Annotated in this window: 18 protein-coding genes and 4 pseudogenes; 9 read left to right on the top strand and 13 right to left on the bottom strand. The window is 55.7% G+C overall.

Annotated elements, in window-relative coordinates; translation table 11 throughout:
• Positions 1–15: 15 nt before the first annotated feature.
• Positions 16–2,625, bottom strand: a complete 2,610-nt coding sequence (locus ACQY1L_RS24055; RefSeq protein ID WP_430246091.1) for a bifunctional diguanylate cyclase/phosphodiesterase — start codon at positions 2,623–2,625, stop codon at positions 16–18.
• A gap of 488 nt (positions 2,626–3,113) precedes the next feature.
• Positions 3,114–3,851: an SDR family NAD(P)-dependent oxidoreductase gene (locus ACQY1L_RS24050; RefSeq protein WP_430246094.1), complete on the bottom strand. Its 738-nt coding sequence runs from the start codon at positions 3,849–3,851 to the stop codon at positions 3,114–3,116.
• Between ACQY1L_RS24050 and ACQY1L_RS24045 the strand changes: the two genes are divergently transcribed.
• Positions 3,850–4,584 carry a TetR/AcrR family transcriptional regulator gene (locus tag ACQY1L_RS24045; protein WP_430246096.1) on the top strand — a complete coding sequence of 245 codons (735 nt, stop codon included), beginning with the start codon at positions 3,850–3,852 and terminating at the stop codon, positions 4,582–4,584. The two genes, ACQY1L_RS24050 and ACQY1L_RS24045, sit on opposite strands and share 2 nt — an antisense overlap.
• A 141-nt stretch (positions 4,585–4,725) precedes the next feature.
• Here ACQY1L_RS24045 and ACQY1L_RS24040 read toward each other — a convergent pair whose 3' ends face one another.
• From ACQY1L_RS24040 to ACQY1L_RS24010, 7 genes are all read right to left on the bottom strand, one after another.
• Positions 4,726–5,556: a class I SAM-dependent methyltransferase gene (locus ACQY1L_RS24040; protein ID WP_430246098.1), complete on the bottom strand. Its 831-nt coding sequence runs from the start codon at positions 5,554–5,556 to the stop codon at positions 4,726–4,728.
• A gap of 181 nt (positions 5,557–5,737) precedes the next feature.
• Positions 5,738–6,223, bottom strand: coding sequence for a GFA family protein (locus tag ACQY1L_RS24035; RefSeq protein WP_430246100.1), 486 nt, complete (start codon positions 6,221–6,223; stop codon positions 5,738–5,740).
• 188 nt (positions 6,224–6,411) lie between these two features.
• Positions 6,412–7,143 (bottom strand): MBL fold metallo-hydrolase, encoded by a 732-nt coding sequence (locus ACQY1L_RS24030; RefSeq protein WP_430246102.1) that lies wholly within the window; start codon positions 7,141–7,143, stop codon positions 6,412–6,414.
• 248 nt (positions 7,144–7,391) lie between these two features.
• On the bottom strand, positions 7,392–8,891 hold the full coding sequence (locus tag ACQY1L_RS24025; RefSeq protein WP_070147332.1) for a lyase family protein: 1,500 nt from the start codon (positions 8,889–8,891) through the stop codon (positions 7,392–7,394).
• Positions 8,892–9,066: 175 nt separating this feature from the next.
• Entirely contained in the window at positions 9,067–9,459 is a 393-nt protein-coding gene (locus ACQY1L_RS24020; protein WP_070147331.1) for a periplasmic heavy metal sensor, read from the bottom strand.
• Positions 9,456–9,800: a hypothetical protein gene (locus ACQY1L_RS24015; RefSeq protein WP_070147330.1), complete on the bottom strand. Its 345-nt coding sequence runs from the start codon at positions 9,798–9,800 to the stop codon at positions 9,456–9,458. The genes ACQY1L_RS24020 and ACQY1L_RS24015 overlap by 4 nt, the downstream gene beginning before the upstream one ends.
• Positions 9,801–9,810: 10 nt before the next feature.
• Entirely contained in the window at positions 9,811–10,425 is a 615-nt protein-coding gene (locus ACQY1L_RS24010; RefSeq protein WP_233741621.1) for an RNA polymerase sigma factor, read from the bottom strand.
• Positions 10,426–10,565: 140 nt separating this feature from the next.
• Here ACQY1L_RS24010 and ACQY1L_RS24005 point away from each other — a divergent pair.
• The 3 genes and pseudogenes from ACQY1L_RS24005 to ACQY1L_RS23995 form a co-directional block, all read left to right on the top strand.
• Positions 10,566–10,748: pseudogene (locus ACQY1L_RS24005) on the top strand (hypothetical protein); the annotation flags it as partial.
• Between the two features lie 186 nt (positions 10,749–10,934).
• Positions 10,935–11,642 (top strand): alpha/beta hydrolase, encoded by a 708-nt coding sequence (locus tag ACQY1L_RS24000; RefSeq protein WP_430246384.1) that lies wholly within the window; start codon positions 10,935–10,937, stop codon positions 11,640–11,642.
• An 86-nt stretch (positions 11,643–11,728) separates the two neighbouring features.
• Complete coding sequence (locus tag ACQY1L_RS23995) at positions 11,729–12,049, top strand: hypothetical protein (RefSeq protein WP_070147329.1); 321 nt, start codon at positions 11,729–11,731, stop codon at positions 12,047–12,049.
• Here the strand turns inward: ACQY1L_RS23995 and ACQY1L_RS23990 are convergent.
• Positions 12,039–12,623, bottom strand: coding sequence for a TetR/AcrR family transcriptional regulator (locus ACQY1L_RS23990; protein WP_070147328.1), 585 nt, complete (start codon positions 12,621–12,623; stop codon positions 12,039–12,041). The genes ACQY1L_RS23995 and ACQY1L_RS23990 overlap by 11 nt on opposite strands.
• Positions 12,624–12,739: 116 nt before the next feature.
• Between ACQY1L_RS23990 and ACQY1L_RS23985 the strand changes: the two genes are divergently transcribed.
• From ACQY1L_RS23985 to ACQY1L_RS23975, 3 genes are all read left to right on the top strand, one after another.
• Positions 12,740–13,495 carry an SDR family NAD(P)-dependent oxidoreductase gene (locus ACQY1L_RS23985; protein WP_430246105.1) on the top strand — a complete coding sequence of 252 codons (756 nt, stop codon included), beginning with the start codon at positions 12,740–12,742 and terminating at the stop codon, positions 13,493–13,495.
• A 97-nt stretch (positions 13,496–13,592) separates the two neighbouring features.
• Positions 13,593–14,561, top strand: a complete 969-nt coding sequence (locus ACQY1L_RS23980; RefSeq protein WP_430246106.1) for an SDR family NAD(P)-dependent oxidoreductase — start codon at positions 13,593–13,595, stop codon at positions 14,559–14,561.
• 544 nt (positions 14,562–15,105) lie between these two features.
• On the top strand, positions 15,106–15,987 hold the full coding sequence (locus tag ACQY1L_RS23975) for an arginase family protein (protein ID WP_430246108.1): 882 nt from the start codon (positions 15,106–15,108) through the stop codon (positions 15,985–15,987).
• Positions 15,988–16,051: 64 nt separating this feature from the next.
• On the opposite strand, the pseudogene ACQY1L_RS23970 reads toward ACQY1L_RS23975, so the two are convergent.
• A pseudogene (locus ACQY1L_RS23970) lies at positions 16,052–16,441 on the bottom strand (winged helix-turn-helix transcriptional regulator).
• A gap of 513 nt (positions 16,442–16,954) precedes the next feature.
• Between ACQY1L_RS23970 and ACQY1L_RS23965 the strand changes: the two are divergent.
• Positions 16,955–17,851 (top strand): alpha/beta fold hydrolase, encoded by an 897-nt coding sequence (locus ACQY1L_RS23965; RefSeq protein WP_430246110.1) that lies wholly within the window; start codon positions 16,955–16,957, stop codon positions 17,849–17,851.
• Between the two features lie 224 nt (positions 17,852–18,075).
• Here the strand turns inward: ACQY1L_RS23965 and ACQY1L_RS23960 are convergent.
• Positions 18,076–18,759: pseudogene (locus tag ACQY1L_RS23960) on the bottom strand (M20/M25/M40 family metallo-hydrolase); the annotation flags it as partial.
• A 6-nt stretch (positions 18,760–18,765) separates the two neighbouring features.
• Here ACQY1L_RS23960 and ACQY1L_RS23955 point away from each other — a divergent pair.
• Positions 18,766–19,153: pseudogene (locus ACQY1L_RS23955) on the top strand (methyl-accepting chemotaxis protein); the annotation flags it as partial.
• An 88-nt stretch (positions 19,154–19,241) separates the two neighbouring features.
• Here ACQY1L_RS23955 and ACQY1L_RS23950 read toward each other — a convergent pair.
• The gene (locus ACQY1L_RS23950) at positions 19,242–20,156 is read right to left on the bottom strand and encodes a LysR family transcriptional regulator (protein WP_430246112.1); all 915 of its coding nucleotides are present in this window, start codon (positions 20,154–20,156) and stop codon (positions 19,242–19,244) included.
• Positions 20,157–20,208: the final 52 nt, after the last annotated feature.

The following is a 20,208-nucleotide window of genomic DNA, read 5'->3' as shown; positions in this document are numbered from 1 at the left end:
CTGCTGTTGATCTGTCTAAGCTGCGACGTTGGAACGGGATTGGCCGTAGTTTTGTCCGCCATCCCAATCCTCAATGAAGCTGGTGAGCTCGCTCGCGGTGATCGGCCGGCTGAAGAAATAACCCTGCAGCTGATCGCACCCCTCTTCCCGTAAGAACGATGCCTGCTCCGCGGTCTCGACGCCCTCTGCGGTTGTGACCATATTCAGACTTTGGCCAAGACTGATGACCGACTTAACGATTGCGCCCGATTTATCCTTATCGCTCATGCCACCGATAAATGATTTGTCTATCTTGATCTTGTCGAATGGGAAGGAGTTGAGGTAGCCGAGCGAGGAATAACCAGTGCCAAAATCATCCATGGCAATTTTAACGCCAAGTTCCTTTAACGCGTTCAACGTTGCAAGTGCGGAACTTACATCGTTGATCAGTACGCTTTCTGTAATCTCCAATTCAAGACGGGCGGGTTCGAGGCCGGTTCGATGAAGCACGTCCTTCACAACTTCGATCAGTTCGCGGCTTTTGAACTGTACCGGAGAAAGGTTGACCGCGACGCGTAGATTGGGCCAGTCGAGCGCTTGCCGGCAGGCTGTCTCCAGCACCCATTCGCCAATGGCAACGATCAGGTTGGTTTCCTCTGCAAGTGGAATGAAATCCACTGGAGAAACGACACCGCGGGTCGGGTGACGCCAGCGAATTAGCGCCTCTACGGCGACAACCGCCTTACTCCCGATATCGATTAGCGGCTGGTAATGAAGCTCGAGTTGATTCTTAAGGATAGCCTGCCTTAGATCGTGCTCTAGCGCTTTCCGATCTTGCAGCTCGAGGTCCATCTGCGCCTCGAATATTCTGTAAGTGGCGCGTCCTGCCTGTTTCGCACGATACAATGCAATATCAGCATTCTTGAGAATGCGTTCCGGATCATTTCCTGACTCGTCGCACACCGCTATCCCGAGGCTGACGCCAACGTACAGTTCATGCCCCTCGATTTCGAACGGTGCCCTGACGACTTCGATCAACTTGCGGCAGAGCTTCTCTGCTTCAAATGGCTGATTGACCCCGACCTGAATGATTGCAAATTCGTCGCCGCCAAGACGCGCCACTGTGTCAGTCGGCCGGACGCAGGCCCCCAGCCTCTGGGAAAGCTGACGAAGCAGTACATCACCTGCGCCATGTCCGAGTGTATCGTTGACCTCTTTAAAGTGATCGAGGTCGAGGCAAATTACCGCGACGCGCGAAAGCTTGCTGTCGTTGCTGGCAAGCGCTGCGTTCAGTCGTTCTCGAAACAGCACTCTGTTCGGAAGTCCGGTCAAGGCATCGTGTTGCGCCAGATGGCTTGCTCGCGCCTGTGCCTCAACCTCCTCGGTGATATCGGTGGCCGTTCCGCGAAAGCCGACGAACTTGCCGAGGCTGTTGATACTGGGGCGCCCGGCAAGGCGACAAACGCGCGTTGTACCCGAGGCATCCTTGTAAAGGCATCGCAGATCACGGAACGCATGTCTGTCCGTCGTCTCCTGCAGCAATCTTGCCCACCCATCGGTGCCGCTATCGCTCTGAAAAAACTGCGGTAGCGTCTTACCGAGAACATTTGCCGCCGCTATTCCGGTCACGTCAGAAAACCGTGTCGACAGGAACATCATTTGTAGTTGCGGATCGCATTCCCAGATCCAGTCCGACGACGCCTCCGCGACGTCTTTGAAACGTGCCTCGCTTTCCTGCAGCGTCAAGGCATAGGCCTGAACGGTCTTTGCCGACTCTTCTAGAGCCTGGGTCGATTTGCGCACGTTTCGCACGACAAGCATTGAGAATGCACCGAGAATGACGACGCAAAGCCCCAGCGGAGGAGCAAGAAGTGGAAGAAGCTTATGACCCGGCTTGGCAGGAGACCAAGTGATCGCGCCGAGCGACTTCCCGTTGGGCGAAAATAACTTGACCGAGGCCTCCGCATCCACGGGCTCTGGGTCGTTGAACTTAAGGTCGGAGAGCAGATAGTCATGCCCCATCTTATCCAAAAACGATGCGTTGAGCTTTTTTACAAACACAAGCGAAGACAGAGACTTGCCGTCCACGGATGCACGCTCAAGCGACGGCGGCAGAATGGAGGTCGAAGCGACTATAAGGACGTCGTTTCCTGTTTTGAGCATACCCGTCACGGGCTCTGCCTGACTTTGCGATTGCGCGATCAGTTCGCGTAGTCCAATCGGAATGATAGAGAAGGCGTCAACTTGTTGAGGGATCCCATCGATCACGCCATAGATGGTTCGAGCAGCGGGGTCGATCGCAAAAGCCAACTCATATCCAAGGCCTTGGAAGATGTTCGCGCCTATATTGCCATCCGTGGCCGCCCATTCGGTGTCCACCCTCAGATGAAGATTATTGTAGGCATCTTCCCAGACCGCATAATCCTTGAGATTCCTAGCTATCTCGCGGCTTTTCACGGCAAGAGCCGTCTGAGCAAGCTTCGTTGAGGCTTCGACTTCCAACTTGTTCTGCCGATCAGCGCTGACGAAGAGAAATGCGAAGATGACAAACATCGCTACAATTAGGATTCCAGCCATCGGCATCACGATACGCCGTGTAAAACGTTCTCCTGAAAGAGGCTTTGCGTATAATTTCGGAGAGAACATCAACTCGCCTCACTGCACCATGAATGACCACAGAGTGTTTATGGCGAGCTGTACTATTTTTTTCTTAATTACTGGCTGCTCTAGATCTTATCGATAATGAATGATTTATGTATTTAAGGTATCAATAATATTAATGTGGAAAATTGTGGCCTGATGCCTTTTTGCTCCGTCGTTTATTAGTACAGGCTGTTGCAACCATATTCACACGAGCTGTTAACTAGAGATCTTCACTGGTTCCGGAACGTTAACAGAACCCCGTCTTCGCACCGCGACATGAGCTCAACTCCAGCGTCCTTCGAGGCTTGTTGACCCTGGTATACAGCGCTAATGTCCTGCTTTCGAGGGTTAAACTCGGCCAGCAACAGCCTGTATCTCCGGCGACCGCACAGTGGTGAGTGGCGTGAAGCGAACAGACACCCCGGATCTGACCCGTCATCGACCGTCGCATCGCTAAGACGTGGAAGGATAAGACGGTCGATATGCAACGCCTATATTGCGGATGTCCCCCCATCAACCGACAGCTCGATGCCATTAACGTAACTGGAGTCGCCGGACGCAAGGAACAACGCTACGGTCGCGATCTCCTCAGGTCGCCCCATCTTTCCGCGAGGGATCAAAGCTTCGAACTGTCGTTTCGTTTCCTCATCGAACATTTTTTCCTGAATGGGTGTCGCAATCTGTCCCGGACTAAGAACGTTGACCCGAATATGCCGATCCTTCAGTTCATTCAGCCAAGTGCGTGCAAAAGAACGGAGCGCAGCCTTGCTTGCTGAGTATACACTGTAGTCTGGCCAGCCTTTTACCGACGCAATTGAGCCTGTCATCAGGATTGAACCTCCGTCGTTGAAGAGCGGTAAGGCCTTCTGAACGGTAAAAAGCGTACCACGGGTGTTGAGACCAAAGATTGTATCGAAATCGCTCTCGGTGATCTCGCCTAACTTGCGCGCGTCGCCACCGACCCCGGCGCTGGCGAACAACACGTCGATGCTGCCTTTCTCGCTCTGTACAGTTGCGAACAACCGGTCAAGATCTTCCAAATTGGAGGCGTCCCCTTGAACACCCGTCACGTTGCGACCGATAGCCTTGACAGCTTCGTCAAGCGTATCTTGCCGACGCCCTGTTATGAAAACGTATGCACCCTCCTCAACAAATAGCTTGGCACTGGCAAGCGCCATCCCACTTGATCCTCCAGTTACAACTGCAACCTTACCTTCGAGCTTTCCCATGTTCATTCCCTTCGAGTTGTACCGGCGGCGAAACAGCGGAAGTTCATCCAGCGCTAGTCTACGTCTTGTGCCGCCCAACCATTTTATTGTTCAAGCACTTGAACTGCTTACCAAGACGATTAAGTCAGACCGCAAACGTATCGTTGAAACTAAAATACGTACCACTGGTACTTTTTCAAGAGGGAACATGAGAGCGGACGCTAAAAAGAACTACGACCATCTGCTCGCCGTCGCAGATGCCGTTATCGCCAAAGAGGGGGTTACAGCATCGCTACGAGACATTGCACGGCAAGCCGACGTCTCGCTAGCAACACTGTTTCGACATTTCCCAACTCGCGAAGCTCTCCTCGAAACATTGCTTCGACAAAGCCTTGCTGTATTAATACGGAGTGCATCTGAACTCTTGACATCGTCGTCTCCTGACGAAGCGCTCGTTCTTTGGTTCCGTGACGGCGTTCATTTTGTCCAACGATACAGCGGCACCGTCGACATAATGGCTGAGGCTATAGCGAACGAAAAGTCAGCGCTGCATGAGGCGTGCACAAGCGTCAGAACAGTTGGTGCTCGCCTTCTTGAGCGTGCCCAAACTGAGGGGTCGGCTCGGCCTGACGTTAATGGGCTCGATTTGTTTGCACTTATGGGAGGGCTCGGTTGGATTAGTAATCAATCGACATTCGCTCCGCGAAGCGGCTATCTGACTGAGGTTGTTACTAAAGCGATATTCAAGGACTAAGCCTGCGATCGGCACGGCAATCGAACCGGTCTGATGATAAGGACGGTAGGTTTACCGGTTTCAACCAGCGTTTGGAGCTAACTGACGAGCACTTTTGGAAGCTAATGCGGCGGAAAGGTAGGTGAACATCTAGGTCAGGCCTCAGGATGCACGGTTACGGCAAGCTTTCACGCGCAAATACATGTTCTCAATAAGGGTGTAGCGCGGTTCGTTGGATTTATTGTTGACGACAAACAACTCCTCAATGACTTGCGATAGCGCTTGGGCTTTCTCGTTACCTACAGCAGGTATCAGCAACTGGAGTTGCCCAGAGCACTTGATAAAAAATCTCGCGGCCTCCCTTGGGGGCATAGAGATGAGCCAAGGGGCTGCGACTACCTCGGTTTCGATGTCGTTGAACCACGGGGCCAGCCTTCCTCTGACGTAGGAGGCTTCGCCCCACGCGTCAGGAGAAACACTCTCCTCCTTCGGTCTAGGGAGGTAAGGTTTCATCACCCCTTTCATCTTCCCCGAAAATCCCGCTTCCATCCAGTTTCCAAGCACAATCCCCCCCTCAGGCTTAAGAACCCGTGCAACTTCATGGACGGCTTGGTCCGGAAGAGGAGAAAACATTATTCCGAACAGAGACACAACTTTGTTGAATGAACCGTCACCGTAGGGAAGCGCTTCGATCAAGCCTTCGTCGAAACTTATCTCTAGACCCTCAGAAGCGGCGCGGGCTTGCGCTTCTGAAAGCAGCTTCGGCGAGATATCTAATCCCGTGACAGCAAAGCCGCGCCTAGCGAGGGGTATGGTTACACCACCAGTCCCGCATGCAACATCAAGAATTTTGGCTGCAACGGACGCTTCCAAATTCATAGCAAAGTCGCGCGCTATCGGAGCTCCAACACTGTTCGCGATCGCACCAAAGTCTCCAGCTTCCCAGGGAGCCTTTATACGGACCTTCAAATCCTCAGAAATTGGATCGGTCATTCACCCACCTTGTTGCGCTGCACCTAACGGGAAGACCCGATCGGCTCGAATATAGACGCAAATCTCACCGCGATAATGCCGCGAAGACTTTGCTGATTACGAAGCCCTAATTGGCAACGGTCCTAGATTAAACGAATTGAAGAACAGCCGAGCGTGCGAGTTCATTAAACGCTTCGCCCAATCAATCGACGGGAGGGCGGGCCGAAGGTACTGCGTGTACCCATTTCGCATATTCTGACATCAAAGTGGGAAATTCTGATGGGTTCGGGAACCGTTCAAAACGGTGAGGCGCGATCAAGCTGACGAATGGAAGCTTTTCGCTAGTGAACGTTTCCACAAACGGAGCGAAAGCTGCAGCGTCCTCAAAAAGCGCCGAGCGGACCACAACCATATCAACGAGTACGGGCGGCCGGCTGATCACCCAACTGGCGCAATGTGGGCACCCTTGGTGACCAGCGTATGGATCAGCCCCTATGGGGGATGTCTTACCCGACACAATGGTGACAGCTTCATCGGCATAAATCGCGCCGAGCGAATAAGGCCCGGCACTCATACGACGGCAACCCTCGCAGTGACAGGCTCCGGTCGTAAGAGGCTGCCCGTTGGCTTTCAAACGCACAAACCCACAACGGCAGGAAGCGAGGTGATAATTCAGATTGTCAGTCATAGGTGCATCCTTTCAGAAATGTGCTGCCATCGTCGAACTATCTCGGCGTAACCAACGAGCCAGCTGGATCTAAAAATCAAATTGACGCCGGCTTGAAAGGAGCTAGCGCATGTGACCTTTGCGCAGAGAAAACCAAAGAGGTCGGCAAGCATAATCTTGGATCGTCGGTGTCGTTTAGGTTCTTGTGTCTAAGGGTCGATCGGGTAGATAAATTCCCAAGAATAATTTTCGTCTTGCTTCACAATGCGTCCCGCCGAAGAAAGAGGAAAGTGGCTTGTAAAAACGGTTGTATTACTGTCTGCGGCTCGCGTCATAAATCTGCGGCGCGAAGCTCGTGCAGCATCGGGAAACTCACAAAAGACACTTACGAGGTCTGGTTCGTAGATCTCTGCCGGATGATGGAAGACATCTCCCGCAAATAACGCGGCGCGACCGTCCGAAATGATTTCGATAGATGCGTGACCAATGCTATGGCCAGGAGTGGGAAGAAACCGAATACCAGGCAGAATTTCGTCGCCATTGATTGATATTCGGCGCACTGTAACCATGCCATCGAGCGGTCTTATGCTGTCGAGATAAGTGCCTGATACCGGGATACGTACGGGTTCACCAAGGGCCGCTTCAGCACGGCAAGCCGCTATTTTGGCGTCGTCGCCATCGTTCAGCGCGGCACCGTATTTCCACTCAAGATCCGAACATACAACTTGCGCATTCGGGAACGTAGGGATCCAGCGATCCTCGACCAGTTTCGTATTCCAGCCGACATGATCAGAGTGGATATGGGTATGTAGGATAAAATCCACGTCTTCCGGCTGGATGTTTCGCGCGCGCAAGCTTTCCAGAAAAGGGTTATCCAGATGATCAAGTACTGCTTGCTGTGGACGCGACTTGCATCGCTGGTCGCGTGGCTGCCTCAGCATCGATGATGTCGGTCTTGTTCGACTTTATGTAGGGCTTCACGAACTGGTGGGATCAGACGTACCCTGTGGCGGAGCGCTATATCTTCCTGGCGTTGCCGCAGGCATCGTGCGAAGGATCAGCAAGTGACGTTCCCGGGCTTGTTAATTCACATGCCAACTTGTGCCTGTGGCGGGGATTGTAACGGACGGCAGCATCTGTTTCCAGAAACCTGAGGTCCGGCCAGTGGACAGGATCAGCATCAAACTTCCTACCTAGCAGCCTTCAATGCTTCAAAATCTGCATCAAGCTTAGCAAGTGACGTGCTGATCTTCGTCCGGCGCTCCATGATCCAACCCTCCTGATCAGCAATCGTCACTTTCGCCTGATCCAACATTCGCTTCATCTCGCTTGCCTGCGGACCGCCGGCTGAGGCGCGGTTCTTGACAATAGCAACCGGATCAAGTGCCGCGCGAAACTCCTGCTCGCTCATAGGCAGTTCTGGCGCAAATTGGGTTTCCTTGACGGCGTCCGCATAAATGTGGCGGGCCTCGGCATATGGGAAATCCAGCGGCTTGATGTTCTTCGCCTTGGCAAAGTCAACGACTTCAGACGCAAAGTGATGCCCAACGCGGAAGGGCAGCTTGTATTTTCGCATCAGCACGTCCGCCAGTTCCTGGGAAGCAGTCCAGTCGCTGTTAAGTTCCTCCAGCGCACGATCTGGATCGATCACCAGCGAGCTGAGAACTTTGTTCCATCCCGCAAGCACCTTCACAGCACTCGCTACCATGGCACTGTTGGTGTCGACGTCCTTTGCGTCGCTCATGCCAGGGGTAATGTTGTGGGCTTGGATGATGGGTCCCATTGCCAAAGTAAGGGCAGTCGAGGCATCCTGACGGGTAGCATTAAGCAAGCCCGGATTGCGCTTCTGCGGCATTGCACTCGATACGTATGTGTTGCCGCCGCCCTCCTGCAGGAGGATCCAGGGGCGGGGCTGCGCATACTGTGTCATGATGTCTTCGATAAACTGCCCGGTATGCAGGGCGACGCTCGTGACGATGGCGCCAACTTCTACAGGCTGTTCAGTTGAGGTGATCTGCCCCGCGTCATAAGCATTGTCGACGGTCGCTGCAAATCCGAGGTAGTCCGCCATGCGCTCTCGGTTGAGAGGCCAACTCGTTCCGTTTAGAACCGTGGTACCCATGGCCGAGCGGTCAATACGCGCATAAGTCTCCCGGATCCGTTGGGCATCGCGATCAAGACCGGCAGCATGACCTAGCAGATAGTGGCCAAAACTATTGGGTTGGGCCGCGACGCCATTTGTGTAATTCGGCACAATCGTGCCGACATGTTTTCCTGCGAGCGCACCAAGAGTGGCTGAGGTCTTGTTAAGCTGTTCGGCAAGTTTAAGAAGATCGTCGCGCAGTATGGCGGCACGGTAGGTCGCGTGCATGTCCTGGCTGGATCGACCCGCATGTAACAGAGTTGCCTCGGGACCAGCGGATTTAACGAGCAACGGTTCGAAAGTTATTACAGTGGAAGGGCGTTTAGCATTTGGTCGGTTGCCATCGTCTATGACCTTCGCAAGTCCAGCGGCGATCGCCGTAGCGAGAGACTTGTCGAGCAGCCCCTCATCCGTGTTGATTACAGCGGTAGCCTTGTTCATTTCACCAAGCCAAAAGAACTCGTCTCGCACCTGCCTATCTGCGGCGGACGCTGGAATGGCGGTAGTCAAAAGAGCTAGCGCTAGTGAAAACGGATAAAGTTTCATGATATCCTCCCAAGGTGTCTTACCAACGTAACCGTAAAAGCAGAAGGGTCAATGACGGTCCCGATCCTGCCGAGGCCAAGGCAAAGGCTCCCCGAGTGATACCCCTTTACGGTTGTTGCTGCGCAGTCGCTGGTTCAAAGTTGCTCAAGAATGGTTATTTCAAATGCTATGGTCCCTAAGGATTTTTTGCATCGGCCTCTGCATGTTTTAGGGCAGAGAGAAGGTACTCTTGCAGTATCGTCTGCAGCGCTTCGGTCTTGCCCCTGACGTTGGCCATTGCCGTACGGATGGTAGTCTCATTGAGCGGGTGCTGGCGGGCAAGGTCCGCCTGAGCATCACGCGCCGCCGTCAGTTCGGCCACTGCGGAGCGCACGGCATCTCGGTTTTCACGCAGCACATCGCCAAAAGCGGCCCGCACGTCCGATTGATATCGGGCTTCAAAATCCAGGAATGATGCCGCAGAACCGGAACGCCACCCATGGGCAATATAGCCGACGGCAAAGAAATTGCCCGCAAGTGAAAAGATCAGCAGGATCAAAAAGGCGGTTTGGAGACGAGTGCGGCTCATTGGCTCCTCTCCAAGCTGTCAAGTCCAGCAAGAAGGATCGCCGGCGACCCTGCGGCAACCGTAAGCAGCGAGACGTCAACTGCGTTAAAACGCGCATCGGACGTCTGATATCCCCCAACCAAGGCCGATCCAGCGAGCAGAAGCGCTCCAGCTGCCGCCATGCGAGGCGATGCAAGAGCGGACCATGTCAGCCCGACCGTCCTCTCGTCGCCGGCGCGCACTCTGTCTAGAACCTTTCGTACGAGCTGGCCTTCGTCGATAGGGTCGATGGCAGCCTCCCTGACCATATGGTCAATTGCCTCAAAGCAGCGTTTTCGTATTTCCATCTCGTTGTCAGTCATTGCGGTGCTTCTATCCTCTCTCTGCAATTTCCATATAGTCCCGCAACCCACGACGTGCGCGCACTAAGAGCTGCTCCACGGAGCCAGTGCTGACGTCCATAATCTTGGCTATTGCCTGAACATCGAGATCGCCGACACCGCGGAGGAGCAACGCCATCCTCTGCCGCCGAGGCAGTTTGAGGATCCCCTTTCTAGCTAACGCTAGTTGCGACCGTCCTAAAGCTGTCGTCTCGGCATCCGGATCGTCCAAAGCCGGATCGCCGGCCATTGCATGGAGGCCCACGAAACGCAGCACTGCCTTACGTCGGGCGGCATCAATGCACCGATTAGCGGCTATCCGATAAAGCCAGGTCTTAACTTGCGCCTTTCCCGGGTCGAAGCTGGCGGCTTTACGCCAGACGGTCCAAAACACCCCCTGGACAATATCATCAGCGTCCTCATCGTAGCTACCCAAGTACCGCCGGGTAAACGCCGTCAGGCTCTTGCCGTGACGCTCTACAAGGTGTGCCAATGCGTCCTCACGTCCCGCAACTATCGACAGGATGAGTTGTTGATCGGTGTCAACACTGCGCGCGTTTTTCTTGATCTGCCCGTCCAGTGGCCTTAACGCCTCGCGTACCATCATCAGTGTCGCATCTCATCTCGTAGCGTTCCCCGCCCTGAACCTGGTGTCACTGCTCATACGAGCGGAGAGGATGAGTCCTACGCCGACACATGTTTTTTGAGGGCTGCCGTAGGAGGTAGGTTCACTGGCCGTAGAAGTCCATGGAACATCTTTTCCTGGAGCTAAAAATGCGAAACTCAATGCGGACGGCCTTTTTCCTTCTTTTTGGTGGGATGGTAACTTTCTCAGCTTCGGTCGGGCAATCCCAGGAACTGCACCCTGGAAAAGTCCGAGCGCTGGCCCAAGCATGTCGGGCTGACATAGGCACATTATGCCCCGGCACTCGACCGGGCGGAGGAGCCATTGCCCAGTGCCTCCGAGAGAACGCCAAGCTTCTATCCAGTGGCTGCCGGACAGCTATTGCTTCAGTGATGCCAGCCGCAGGCGAGCCTGCCAGGCCTCCGAGCATGCCCCCTGCAGAGACTAAGGTCTACCGAAATGTAGCTTACGGAGGCGACGTTAAGCAGCGCATGGACATTTATGTTCCGCATGGCGCAGCAAACGCTCCGGTCATTTTCATGGTGCATGGTGGAGCGTGGTCGGGTGGCTCCAAATCATCACCCGACACAGTCAGCAACAAAGTCCGCTACTGGCTCCCGAAAGGCTTTATCTTCATATCAGTCGACAATCGCCTGTTGCCAGACGCTGATCCGCTCGTTCAGGCTCAGGACGTAGCTAACGCTCTTGCGGCAGCCCAGAAGCGCGTGCGAAGCCTAGGGGGTGACCCGAGCCGTTTCGTGCTGATGGGGCATTCTGCTGGGGCACATCTGGTCATGCTGCTGTCCGCTGATCCGGCCATGGCGACACAGGTAGGGGCGCTTCCATGGCGCGGCACGGTCGCGCTTGACAGCGCTGCCTACGATGTGACCGAGATCATGCGGGCATCTCATCCTCGCTTCTACGACCGTGTCTTTGGCAATGACCCCGTTTTCTGGCGCCAGGTATCGCCAACGGCTCAGCTGCAGTCAGCGGCAAAGCCGATGCTGCTGGTATGCTCGTCAAGGCGGAGCGACTCCTGCCCTCAGGCAGGTAAATTAGCCAACAAAGCTAGATCGCTCGGCCTGAGTGTAGGGGTATCGCCAGTCGACAAAAGTCATGGCGTGATCAACGAAGACCTCGGAAAACCCGGAGCCTACACTGCCGCGGTGGATCTGTTTATTCGCAGGCAGATTCAGTAAGTAAATGTGCTGATGCTATTGGACATGCCGAGTGATCGAAGAAGAGCTGTTTGCATCCATCTAGGATCGGTCGAGGGTCTGGCTTTGTGCTTGCCCAACTCCCGAGCAGCGACGCGGCGACGGCACTTCGCGCTGCACTTCGGCTGATGGACCACGGAGGCGGCTTCGCCGTCAATCCGTCCGGTGTACATGAGCGCGATGCCCATACGATCTATGATTTAAAGTCAACAAAACTGGGGCTTATCGGCCTATGGCAGGTTTCGAAGACCATAGCGGCTTGCGCTCAGACAAAGCGTTCTTTGAAAAAGCATCTAGTGCTCGGGCTGGCGCTGTCGAACTTCGTTGAAAGACGTCGAGGCAGGCTGATTGTAGCCGCCGCCTTTTCTCGACGCATCGTCAAAGCCTGAGGCCTTTCCCCAACAACGCCACCATCCGTTGCGCCTGTGCTGCATCGCCACTGTCCGACATCGACAGGCGAGCGATCGCGCCCAGCAGCTCGCTTGCAGCGATGTCGGCCTGGATGCGACCGGTGGCGCACGCCGAGGCCAGCAGGTTTTCAAGGGCAGGACGAAGTTGCGCCTCGAAATGGCCAGGCAAGGACGAGTAAGCGGATTCGCCCGAATGGAGGGCCTCGGCCAGCCCCTTCTTGGTCGCGAAGAATACGCAAAAGCGCAGCATCCATAGCTCTAACGCTTCGACCGGGTCATGAAGTCGCGCCAGATTGTTGGCAGCGTCCGCGCAGTCGTCGATCTCTCGGCGGAAGACAGCTGCGATCAGGTCGGACCGCTGCGGGAAGTGGCGGTATATCGTGCCCACACCAAGGCCTGCCTTGGTCGCAATAGTGCGTATAGGCGCATTCACCCCGTCCACGGCAAACACCTCTTTCGCCGCCCGCAGAAGCGTGTCGAGATTCCGCTGGCCATCGGCCCGCATCGACCGAACGTCCGACTCTTCCACTTTACCCCCTGCACCGGATCGCATAAAACGCCTCTTGACAAACGGAACGATGTTCCGCTGTTATGGTGAACATTGTTCCGTTTAATCTTATCTTAGACAGCGGGCTTTGACCATACTGTGGTGCTAACGGAGAATGCCCTATGACCACCGAAATCTTCAGCCTTGCCGGAAAGACCGCACTCGTGACGGGCGGCAGCCGCGGCATTGGCGCGGCCTGCGTCAGGCTTCTCGCTCAACGCGGTGCAAGGGTAGCCTTCACTCACTCGAAGAGCGCCGAGAGGGCCGAGGCGCTCATCAACGAAATCGTCGCGGGCGGCGGGGCGGCCTTTGCGATTAAAGCGGACGCCGGTGATGTCAACGCCGTCAGGGCGGGCGTGGTACAAGCTCTCGACCAACTCGGCGGACATCTCGACATCCTGGTGAACAATGCAGGGATAGCCGAGCACGGTCCGATCGGCCTTGTCGAGGACGCCACCTTCGAACGGCAGATGGACATCAACGTCCGCGGTATCTGGTACACGACCTCAGCAGTCGTCTCGGCTATGCGGGACGGCGGGCGGATTGTTAATATCGGCAGCTTCTTCAGCGAGCGCGTGCCCACGCCGGGTGCCAGCTCATACGGGATGACGAAACACGCCGTGGTCGGCATGACCAGGGGCTGGGCGCGCGATCTCGCCGCTCGCCAGATCACGGTCAACACGGTCGAGCCCGGCTCGATTGCGACCGAAGCCAACCCCGATGAAGGCAGCCGTGCCGAGATGATCAAGACCATGGTCCCGCTCGGTCGTTACGGGCAAGCCCACGAGGTCGCCGAACTGGTCGCTTTCCTTGCGTCGCCAGCCGCCGCCTACATCACTGGCACACAAATACTGGTGGATGGCGGCATGCTCGCCTAACACCCGAACACCAGAGGCGGATCGCCAAGAAGGCTACGCTTCTGTGGGTGGTTGCCGTGAAGTTGGCCACCCCTTTACTCCAGATGGGACCACCCACATGAACCATAAGCAGTATCCGCTCGGCAGTGGGTTCGGGCCTGCCTCAACAGCCGACGACATCCTCTCCGGGATCGATCTCACGGGCCTGAACGTCATCGTCACTGGTGGCCACAGCGGGATCGGCCTAGAAGTCACGCGTGCGCTTGCCAAGGCTGGCGCATCGGTCGTGGTCGGAGCCCGCAATCCCGATATGGCCGCCCATACGCTGAAGGGACTGCGGCGCGTAGAAGTTGACACACTCGACCTGATCGACCCCCTCTTGATAGACGCCTTCGCCGCCCGTCGGATGGAGGCGGGCAAGCCGCTGCATATCCTCGTTAACAATGCGAGCGCGTCCGGTGGGCCGAAACACGACGCGCGCGGATACGAGACGCAGTTCGCCACCAACCATCTGGGCCATTTCCAGCTCACGCTAGCGCTGCTGCCTGCGCTACGAGCCGCAATGGGCGCGCGGGTGGTCAACGTATCCTCCGGGGCGCACCGGTTCGGGCGCATCCGCTGGGATGATCCCAACTTCACGACAAATTTTGACGGGCGCGCTGCCTATGCCCAGTCCAAGACTGCGAATGTGCTGTTTGCGGTCGAACTCGATCGCCGTCATGCGGCGGAGGCTATTCGTGGCTATGCTGTCCATCCCGGCGTCGTGGCAGGTACCAAGCTCAACAGCGCTGCAGGCGACGAGGCGTTGCGCAGAATGGGGCTTATCGACGAGGCAGGGCGACCGATCATCGATCCAGCAGTCGGAAAGAAGACTCCGGCCCAGGGCGCCAGCACGATCGTCTTCGCCGCGGTCAGTCCCTTGCTCGACAACATCGGCGGCGTCTATCTTAAGGACAACGACGTCGCGCCACTGAGCGATGACCCCCATTCGCATACCGACAGCCAAATCCCAGCCGATGCGGCGTCGCATTCGATCGATCCGGAAGCCGCTGCCTGGCTTTGGGAAATGAGCGAGTGCCTGCTTTAGCGCCTGACGTTACGGTTGGATGCCTGAATCTATCAGAGGCGTTCGCCGCCACGACTCGACCCGTCTTATATTGTCGTAATCCCTCTGCATCACGGTAACGGCTGCGACGCCCTTTCCTCGCCGATAAAGGTAGGGGGCATCATTTTGTGCCACTTGCCGCTTGTATCGAGACAATGCACGAGACGAGCGAAAATATACTGAAACGTCCACGGGAGGCTTGCCGGTGAATGGCACAGAATGTTGATAAGCACCCAGTTGCGAGGGCCGCCTTGAAGAGGCTTGCCACCAAGATCCAGAAACTGGATATGCAGGTTTGTGGAGGTGGATGTCCTGCAGACGTCGAGCCACGCAAGCGTTGCTGAGGTAGAGCTTGCCTGTATGAGTGATGTATTATTGTTCGTCACCCCTTATTGACCGAAGGCAAGCAGCAAAAACCCTTTAATGCCGGGCGGGGCTAGTGGGTAAGGAGCAACGGGGCTTCGTCGTCCTTTACTACCAGACCAAAGTTGGGCGAAAAAGCCTATCAACTCAGGGAAACGAGCCGATGCCATCTTCCACGAAGTCGCTTCGCTTGCTTATGCCGCAGTGGCAGGGCGGCAATGATCCTGTCTATTATCTTGGCGCACAGCTTTTGGCGTGGCTCGCCCCACGGGGCGGCGAATTTGAGCTAGTCGAGGTTCCAGTCGGCCTTCCCGACGGCACTTCGCTTAAGAGCGAGCAAGGCATACTTGGGAAAACTGCGATACTCCTGCAAAACCGGACCGCCCTGAAGATTATAGAGGATATAGACCCTGACCGGATTGTTACATTCGGAGGTGACTGCTCTGTATCGCTCGCTCCATTCTCATACATGGCCGCCAAATACGCAGGTGATGTGGCCGTACTGTGGATCGACGCGCATTTTGATCTCGCAACTTCGAAGGTTTCCAGTCACGCCCATAGCTATCCTATGCTGAACCTGCTGGGACAAGGTGACGCAGAGTTTGCAGCATTTGCTAAGGTTCCTATCCCGGCTGCGCGGCTTGCCTATGTGGGAATAGACAAGAGGAAGATTTCTGAGCGGAGCCGCCTCGCGGTGGAGGCAATCAAACCGCGTGTGTTCTCTCCTGATGAACTAACGGCATCATTCGCCGAGGTCGCCGATTGGGCAAAGGAAACCGGGGCCTCCAAGCTCTTGGTTCATTTCGATCTTGACGTCATTGACCCTAGTCAATTCCGTGCCCAGTTGTTTAATAATCCTGCCGGGTTAGCCGAGCAGTTTAAAGCTTCGCCAACAGGCACAATGTCCTTTGAAACGGTGGTTGGCCTCCTGCTCGCGTTAGGAGAAGTAACCGATATCATTGCTCTTACCATCGCCGAACATCTGCCGTGGGATGCTGAGAATCTACGAAAAGCCCTCGCTCGCCTGCCGATACTTTCAGGTTGACGTGGTTGATTGGTATGGTGAAGCCATTTGAATTACGCATACGCGAGGGTCTGCGACCGCTTCCTTAAGCGGCGTTGGCGGCGTTGGGTTTTCCAAACCGGCCGATGTTGCTGTCTCCCCAGCCCTTCAGAGCGACGAGGATCGGCTCGAGGCTGCGTCCGAGCGGCGAGATCGTGTATTCGACCTTCGGCGGCACCTGGGCGTAGACCTTCCTCTCGATCAGGCCGTCCCCTTCGAGCCCTCGCAACTGGTTCGTCAGGGTGCGCTGGGTAACGCCGCCGACATGACGGCGGATCTCGTTGAAGCGCAACGTACCGCGCAGGAGGTGGAAGAGCACGACGCATTTCCACTTGCCGTCGATGAGGCTGACGGCTGCTTCGACCGAGCAGCCGGGATTGCAGTCGACGCGCTAATGACGAACCTTGGCATGACAGTATCCTTTTTGCACCTGCATGCAATTTTGTGTGTACGCGTTCTTACCGTGTTATCGGGCTATAGATGCCCTTACAAGGCCTCGGCTCCGTTGATGCGAATGCTTCCGCGCAGCGTTCACCAAGGCCAACGTTGCTCTAGCGCGGGCCTACCTGATTGTATTTTTTAGATTAAAACATATTCTTGAAGATCCAGGAAGCTACATCCGGCGGTATCCATGGCCAGCTACTATCGGGCGGCTAAGGCGGGCGAATGTAAGAAGGCAATGGCGGCCTCGCAAAGGTTATTGGCCGACCAGCCATCTCTATGCGGACCGTACTCGAAACGCAGCTCCAGCAACAATTTTCCTCTTAAAAATCCAGCCCCGCGCACAGTTTCGTATCAGTTGTTTCTCTCTAAACCTGGATTTGCGATCGCCGATGTTCTTAGCGTGAGAACCAGCCTCACATCGCCGACAAGTTCAAATTAGCTGCCTGCTGGAACAAACGCCTCGCCCGTGTTTTCCCAACCATTGCGGATAAGCGAGGAAGACATAATGCGAACCGTTAACACCCCTTCTCTTGAGATTGCATATTATGAATTTGGCGAAAGCGACGGATGGCCTGTCGTGTTATCACACGGTTTCCCGTATGGCCCTCAAGCTTACGACGAAGTTGCCCCTCGTTTGGCGGCAGCGGGAGCCAGGGTCATTGTCCCTTACCTGCGTGGTTTCGGGCCGACCCGATTCCTGTCGGCCTCATCGATGCGGAGCGGCCAGCAGGCCGCTCTGGGCACGGACGTCATCGACCTTCTCGACGCGCTCGGTCTTCAACGTGCCATTTTGGCTGGATATGACTGGGGTGGCCTTGCTTCATGTGTAGCATCAGCACTGTGGCCGGAACGAGTAGCTGGGCTGGTCTCCTACGCGGGTTACGACATCATCGATGTGGAGCAGCTCAGCCATACCTTTTCTCCAAAGCTGGAATACGCGGTCTGGTACCAGCATCTTTTCCAGCATGAGCGCGGTCGGGAATGCCTAACCCTAAATCGGCGTGATCTCTGCCGTATGCTCTGGCAGCAATGGTCACCGACCTGGTCATTCGACGAGGAGACTTTCGAGCGGACAGCGGCCTCATTCGATAACCCTGATTTTGTCGACGTGGTGATCCACTCTTATCGGTTTGATTTCGGCCTTGCAGACGGTGATCCAGAGCTCGCTGGGCTCGAGCTACAGCTGGCGACCAAGCCACCCATTCTCGTGCCCGCAGTAACCCTCGACGGAACGCAGGACCCGCTAAAGCCGGGCGGGACTGCCAGCCATGCAGCGATGTTCAAGGCCAGGCACGAACACCGTGTGGTAGAATGTGGGCACAACTTGCCATGGGAGGTTCCACGGGATTTCGCTGACGCTGTCATGACCGTCAGATCTTGGACCGTTGAGGCCAATGAATAGCCGCCCGTCCCTTGCGGCATGACGGACCGCCGAATTTACACAAGGGCTTCAGCGCCTATCGGTTGCCGACTCTGTTGCGACCTTTAGAAATTCGGAAGATCAACGGGGCAAAGGTGTCCGTATTCCCCTTGAAGGGAGTCGAACCTTCGACCCCTTCATTGTTTAACACCAATTGGCCCGAAAAGGTGTCACCCGTTGTTGGCGACCTCCCTCACTTTTTCAATCTAGTTGCACCATTTCTGCACCGCCAGAGCCATAGCCTTCGTGCAATCGACGAGGTCGCGAACCGAGACTCGTTCGTTCGGCTGGTGCGCCTGCGCTGGATCGCCGGGTCCGAAATTCACGGTCGGCGTGTTGCCGAGACCGGTCGGCAGACCGATGTCGCTATGGGCGCCGAAGCCGGAGAGCTTCGGCGACAGGTTGGCCGTCTCCACCGCCTGCTGGAAGATCGACACGAACGGGCTATCGGCAGGAATCTCGGCGCAATCGGCATCGAGAATCCATTCGACGCGGGCGGGATGCTCGCGCAGATAGGGATCCGCCTGGCAGACGTTGCGGACGTGTTCCTCGATCTCGCGCTTCACATGGCCGCCGAGGGCGAACTCGTCCTTCTCGCTCGGCAGATACTGTGCGTCGATGATGATCTCGGCGCGGCCGGCCATCGAGGACGGATGCTCTCCTGCAGTCATCTGGGTGACAATGATCTGGTTGGGCAAATTCATAAGCGGATGGTTCTTCTTCGGGTCGAACATCCAGCGACGGTTGAGGATATCGATGCCGTCGAGCATCTGGCGGCAAAGCTGCACGGCGTCGACCGGCCCGCTGGTGTACCAGGCATTCGGCGTCAGCTCGGCATGGCCGCCGATCCCGTCGATGATGATCTTGCCCCAGAGAATGCCCTGCCAGAGAAGCATTCAGCCACGGTAGTCGCCAACGCCGTCGACGCCATGGGGCGCATCGAGGCCTCCGCGAATCAGATTGCGAGTATCATCGGCGTTATCGATGAAATCGCGTTTCAGACGAACCTCCTGGCGCTGAACGCGGGCGTCGAGGTGGCACGGGCGCGAGGCTGGGAAAGGGTTTGCGGTCGTCGCGCAGGAAGTCAGGGAACTAGCCCAGCGCTCGGCGAGGGCAGCAAAGGAAATCAAAGAACTCATCCGCGGATCGAGTTCCGAAGTGGAAAGCGGTGTAAGGCTCGTGCGTGACACCGGAGAAGCCCTTAAAAGCATCGAGCGCGCCGTCTCTAACGTCAACGATCACATGGTATCCATTGCCACTTCGGCCCGGGAGCAAGGTTACGGCCCGTATGCTATTACCAACTGGTTAGTCATTTAAACGCGGCTCGCGCGTCGATGACGCTGTGAGAAGCGCAGTTCATTAGCACGTCGGTTCATGCGTTTTGTGCATATTGCGAGATCCGGCTTTGCAACAAGCTGACTATAAGGTCCCGACCCGGATCGCGAACCCCCTTTAACCACGCTGCGGATAAAGGCAATTTATTCATTGCCTCCTTTGCATCCGTTTGCAGCGTAACATAGCGTACGCCACTCACCGCAAGCCGTGCAGTCCACTCAGGAACGATAGCAAGACCAATCTCAGCAGCTACAAGGTTGACGATTGTTTGCTTTTCTTCTGCAAGCTGAGCTACGCGTGCCTGCAAACCAGCTTCAATGAACAGCTTCATCGTCAAATCGTGGCTGTGCGGACGCGACCTTCTCTCAGGCACGATGAGCGGTTCATCGGCAAGATCATGGATCGTGACGCTAGTTTTGTTAGCAAGGCGATGATTTTCCGACATTGCGACTACAGCCGTCTCATGAAATAACAAAATCGTCTTTAGCTTCGGATCAACAAAGTCTGGTGCGCGGATAAACGCGAGGTCCAACCCGCCTGAAAGCAGCTTCGGGATCAACCTTATGGTTTTGTCCTCCGAAAGCTGCGTCGCTATCTCAGGATGCTGCTGCCTAAAGTCATGAAGAAGCATTGGCAAAAGACCGGCGGCGGCACTGTCGATCGCACCAATCCGAAGCGTTTCCACTCGCTCTTGTCGAGACGTCTGAAAGCGCTTCTGTAGGACCTCAGTCCTTTCAAGAATGTCCCGTGCACTCTCTAAAAGAAATAATCCGTCGTCCGTCAAAGCGACGCTGCGTGTTGTGCGCGCCAACAGGCGAGTACCAAGTGATTCCTCAAGCATCCGGATATGACGCGATAAAGATGCAGGCATAAGTCCCAGCTTCTGAGCCGCCCGGCCGAAATGCAGTTCGTCGGCAACCGAAACGAAGCACCGAAGCTGGTTCAATTCCATAGGATACACTCGAAACTATTATATCACCTTTTTATATATTTCTGACGCGGTT

The sequence above is a fragment of the Neorhizobium sp. DAR64862/K0K3 genome, from assembly GCF_050500185.1.
GTDB classification, from domain to species: domain Bacteria; phylum Pseudomonadota; class Alphaproteobacteria; order Rhizobiales; family Rhizobiaceae; genus Neorhizobium; species Neorhizobium soli.
Note: the sequence above shows the minus strand (reverse complement) of the source record. Positions and strands in the feature narration are given on the sequence as shown.

Coding starts and splice junctions, on each gene's coding strand:
- ACQY1L_RS24050 (WP_430246094.1), bottom strand. CDS start 3,851: ATGGGAAAGCTCGAAGGTAAGGTTGCAGTTGTAACTGGAGGATCAAGT.
- ACQY1L_RS24025 (WP_070147332.1), bottom strand. CDS start 8,891: ATGAAACTTTATCCGTTTTCACTAGCGCTAGCTCTTTTGACTACCGCC.
- ACQY1L_RS23980 (WP_430246106.1), top strand. CDS start 13,593: ATGAACCATAAGCAGTATCCGCTCGGCAGTGGGTTCGGGCCTGCCTCA.
- ACQY1L_RS24010 (WP_233741621.1), bottom strand. CDS start 10,425: ATGATGGTACGCGAGGCGTTAAGGCCACTGGACGGGCAGATCAAGAAA.
- ACQY1L_RS24045 (WP_430246096.1), top strand. CDS start 3,850: ATGTTCATTCCCTTCGAGTTGTACCGGCGGCGAAACAGCGGAAGTTCA.
- ACQY1L_RS24020 (WP_070147331.1), bottom strand. CDS start 9,459: ATGAGCCGCACTCGTCTCCAAACCGCCTTTTTGATCCTGCTGATCTTT.
- ACQY1L_RS24040 (WP_430246098.1), bottom strand. CDS start 5,556: ATGACCGATCCAATTTCTGAGGATTTGAAGGTCCGTATAAAGGCTCCC.
- ACQY1L_RS23965 (WP_430246110.1), top strand. CDS start 16,955: ATGCGAACCGTTAACACCCCTTCTCTTGAGATTGCATATTATGAATTT.
- ACQY1L_RS23975 (WP_430246108.1), top strand. CDS start 15,106: ATGCCATCTTCCACGAAGTCGCTTCGCTTGCTTATGCCGCAGTGGCAG.
- ACQY1L_RS23950 (WP_430246112.1), bottom strand. CDS start 20,156: ATGGAATTGAACCAGCTTCGGTGCTTCGTTTCGGTTGCCGACGAACTG.
- ACQY1L_RS24055 (WP_430246091.1), bottom strand. CDS start 2,625: ATGTTCTCTCCGAAATTATACGCAAAGCCTCTTTCAGGAGAACGTTTT.
- ACQY1L_RS23985 (WP_430246105.1), top strand. CDS start 12,740: ATGACCACCGAAATCTTCAGCCTTGCCGGAAAGACCGCACTCGTGACG.
- ACQY1L_RS24015 (WP_070147330.1), bottom strand. CDS start 9,800: ATGACTGACAACGAGATGGAAATACGAAAACGCTGCTTTGAGGCAATT.
- ACQY1L_RS24030 (WP_430246102.1), bottom strand. CDS start 7,143: ATGCTGAGGCAGCCACGCGACCAGCGATGCAAGTCGCGTCCACAGCAA.
- ACQY1L_RS23990 (WP_070147328.1), bottom strand. CDS start 12,623: ATGCGATCCGGTGCAGGGGGTAAAGTGGAAGAGTCGGACGTTCGGTCG.
- ACQY1L_RS24035 (WP_430246100.1), bottom strand. CDS start 6,223: ATGACTGACAATCTGAATTATCACCTCGCTTCCTGCCGTTGTGGGTTT.
- ACQY1L_RS24000 (WP_430246384.1), top strand. CDS start 10,935: ATGGACATTTATGTTCCGCATGGCGCAGCAAACGCTCCGGTCATTTTC.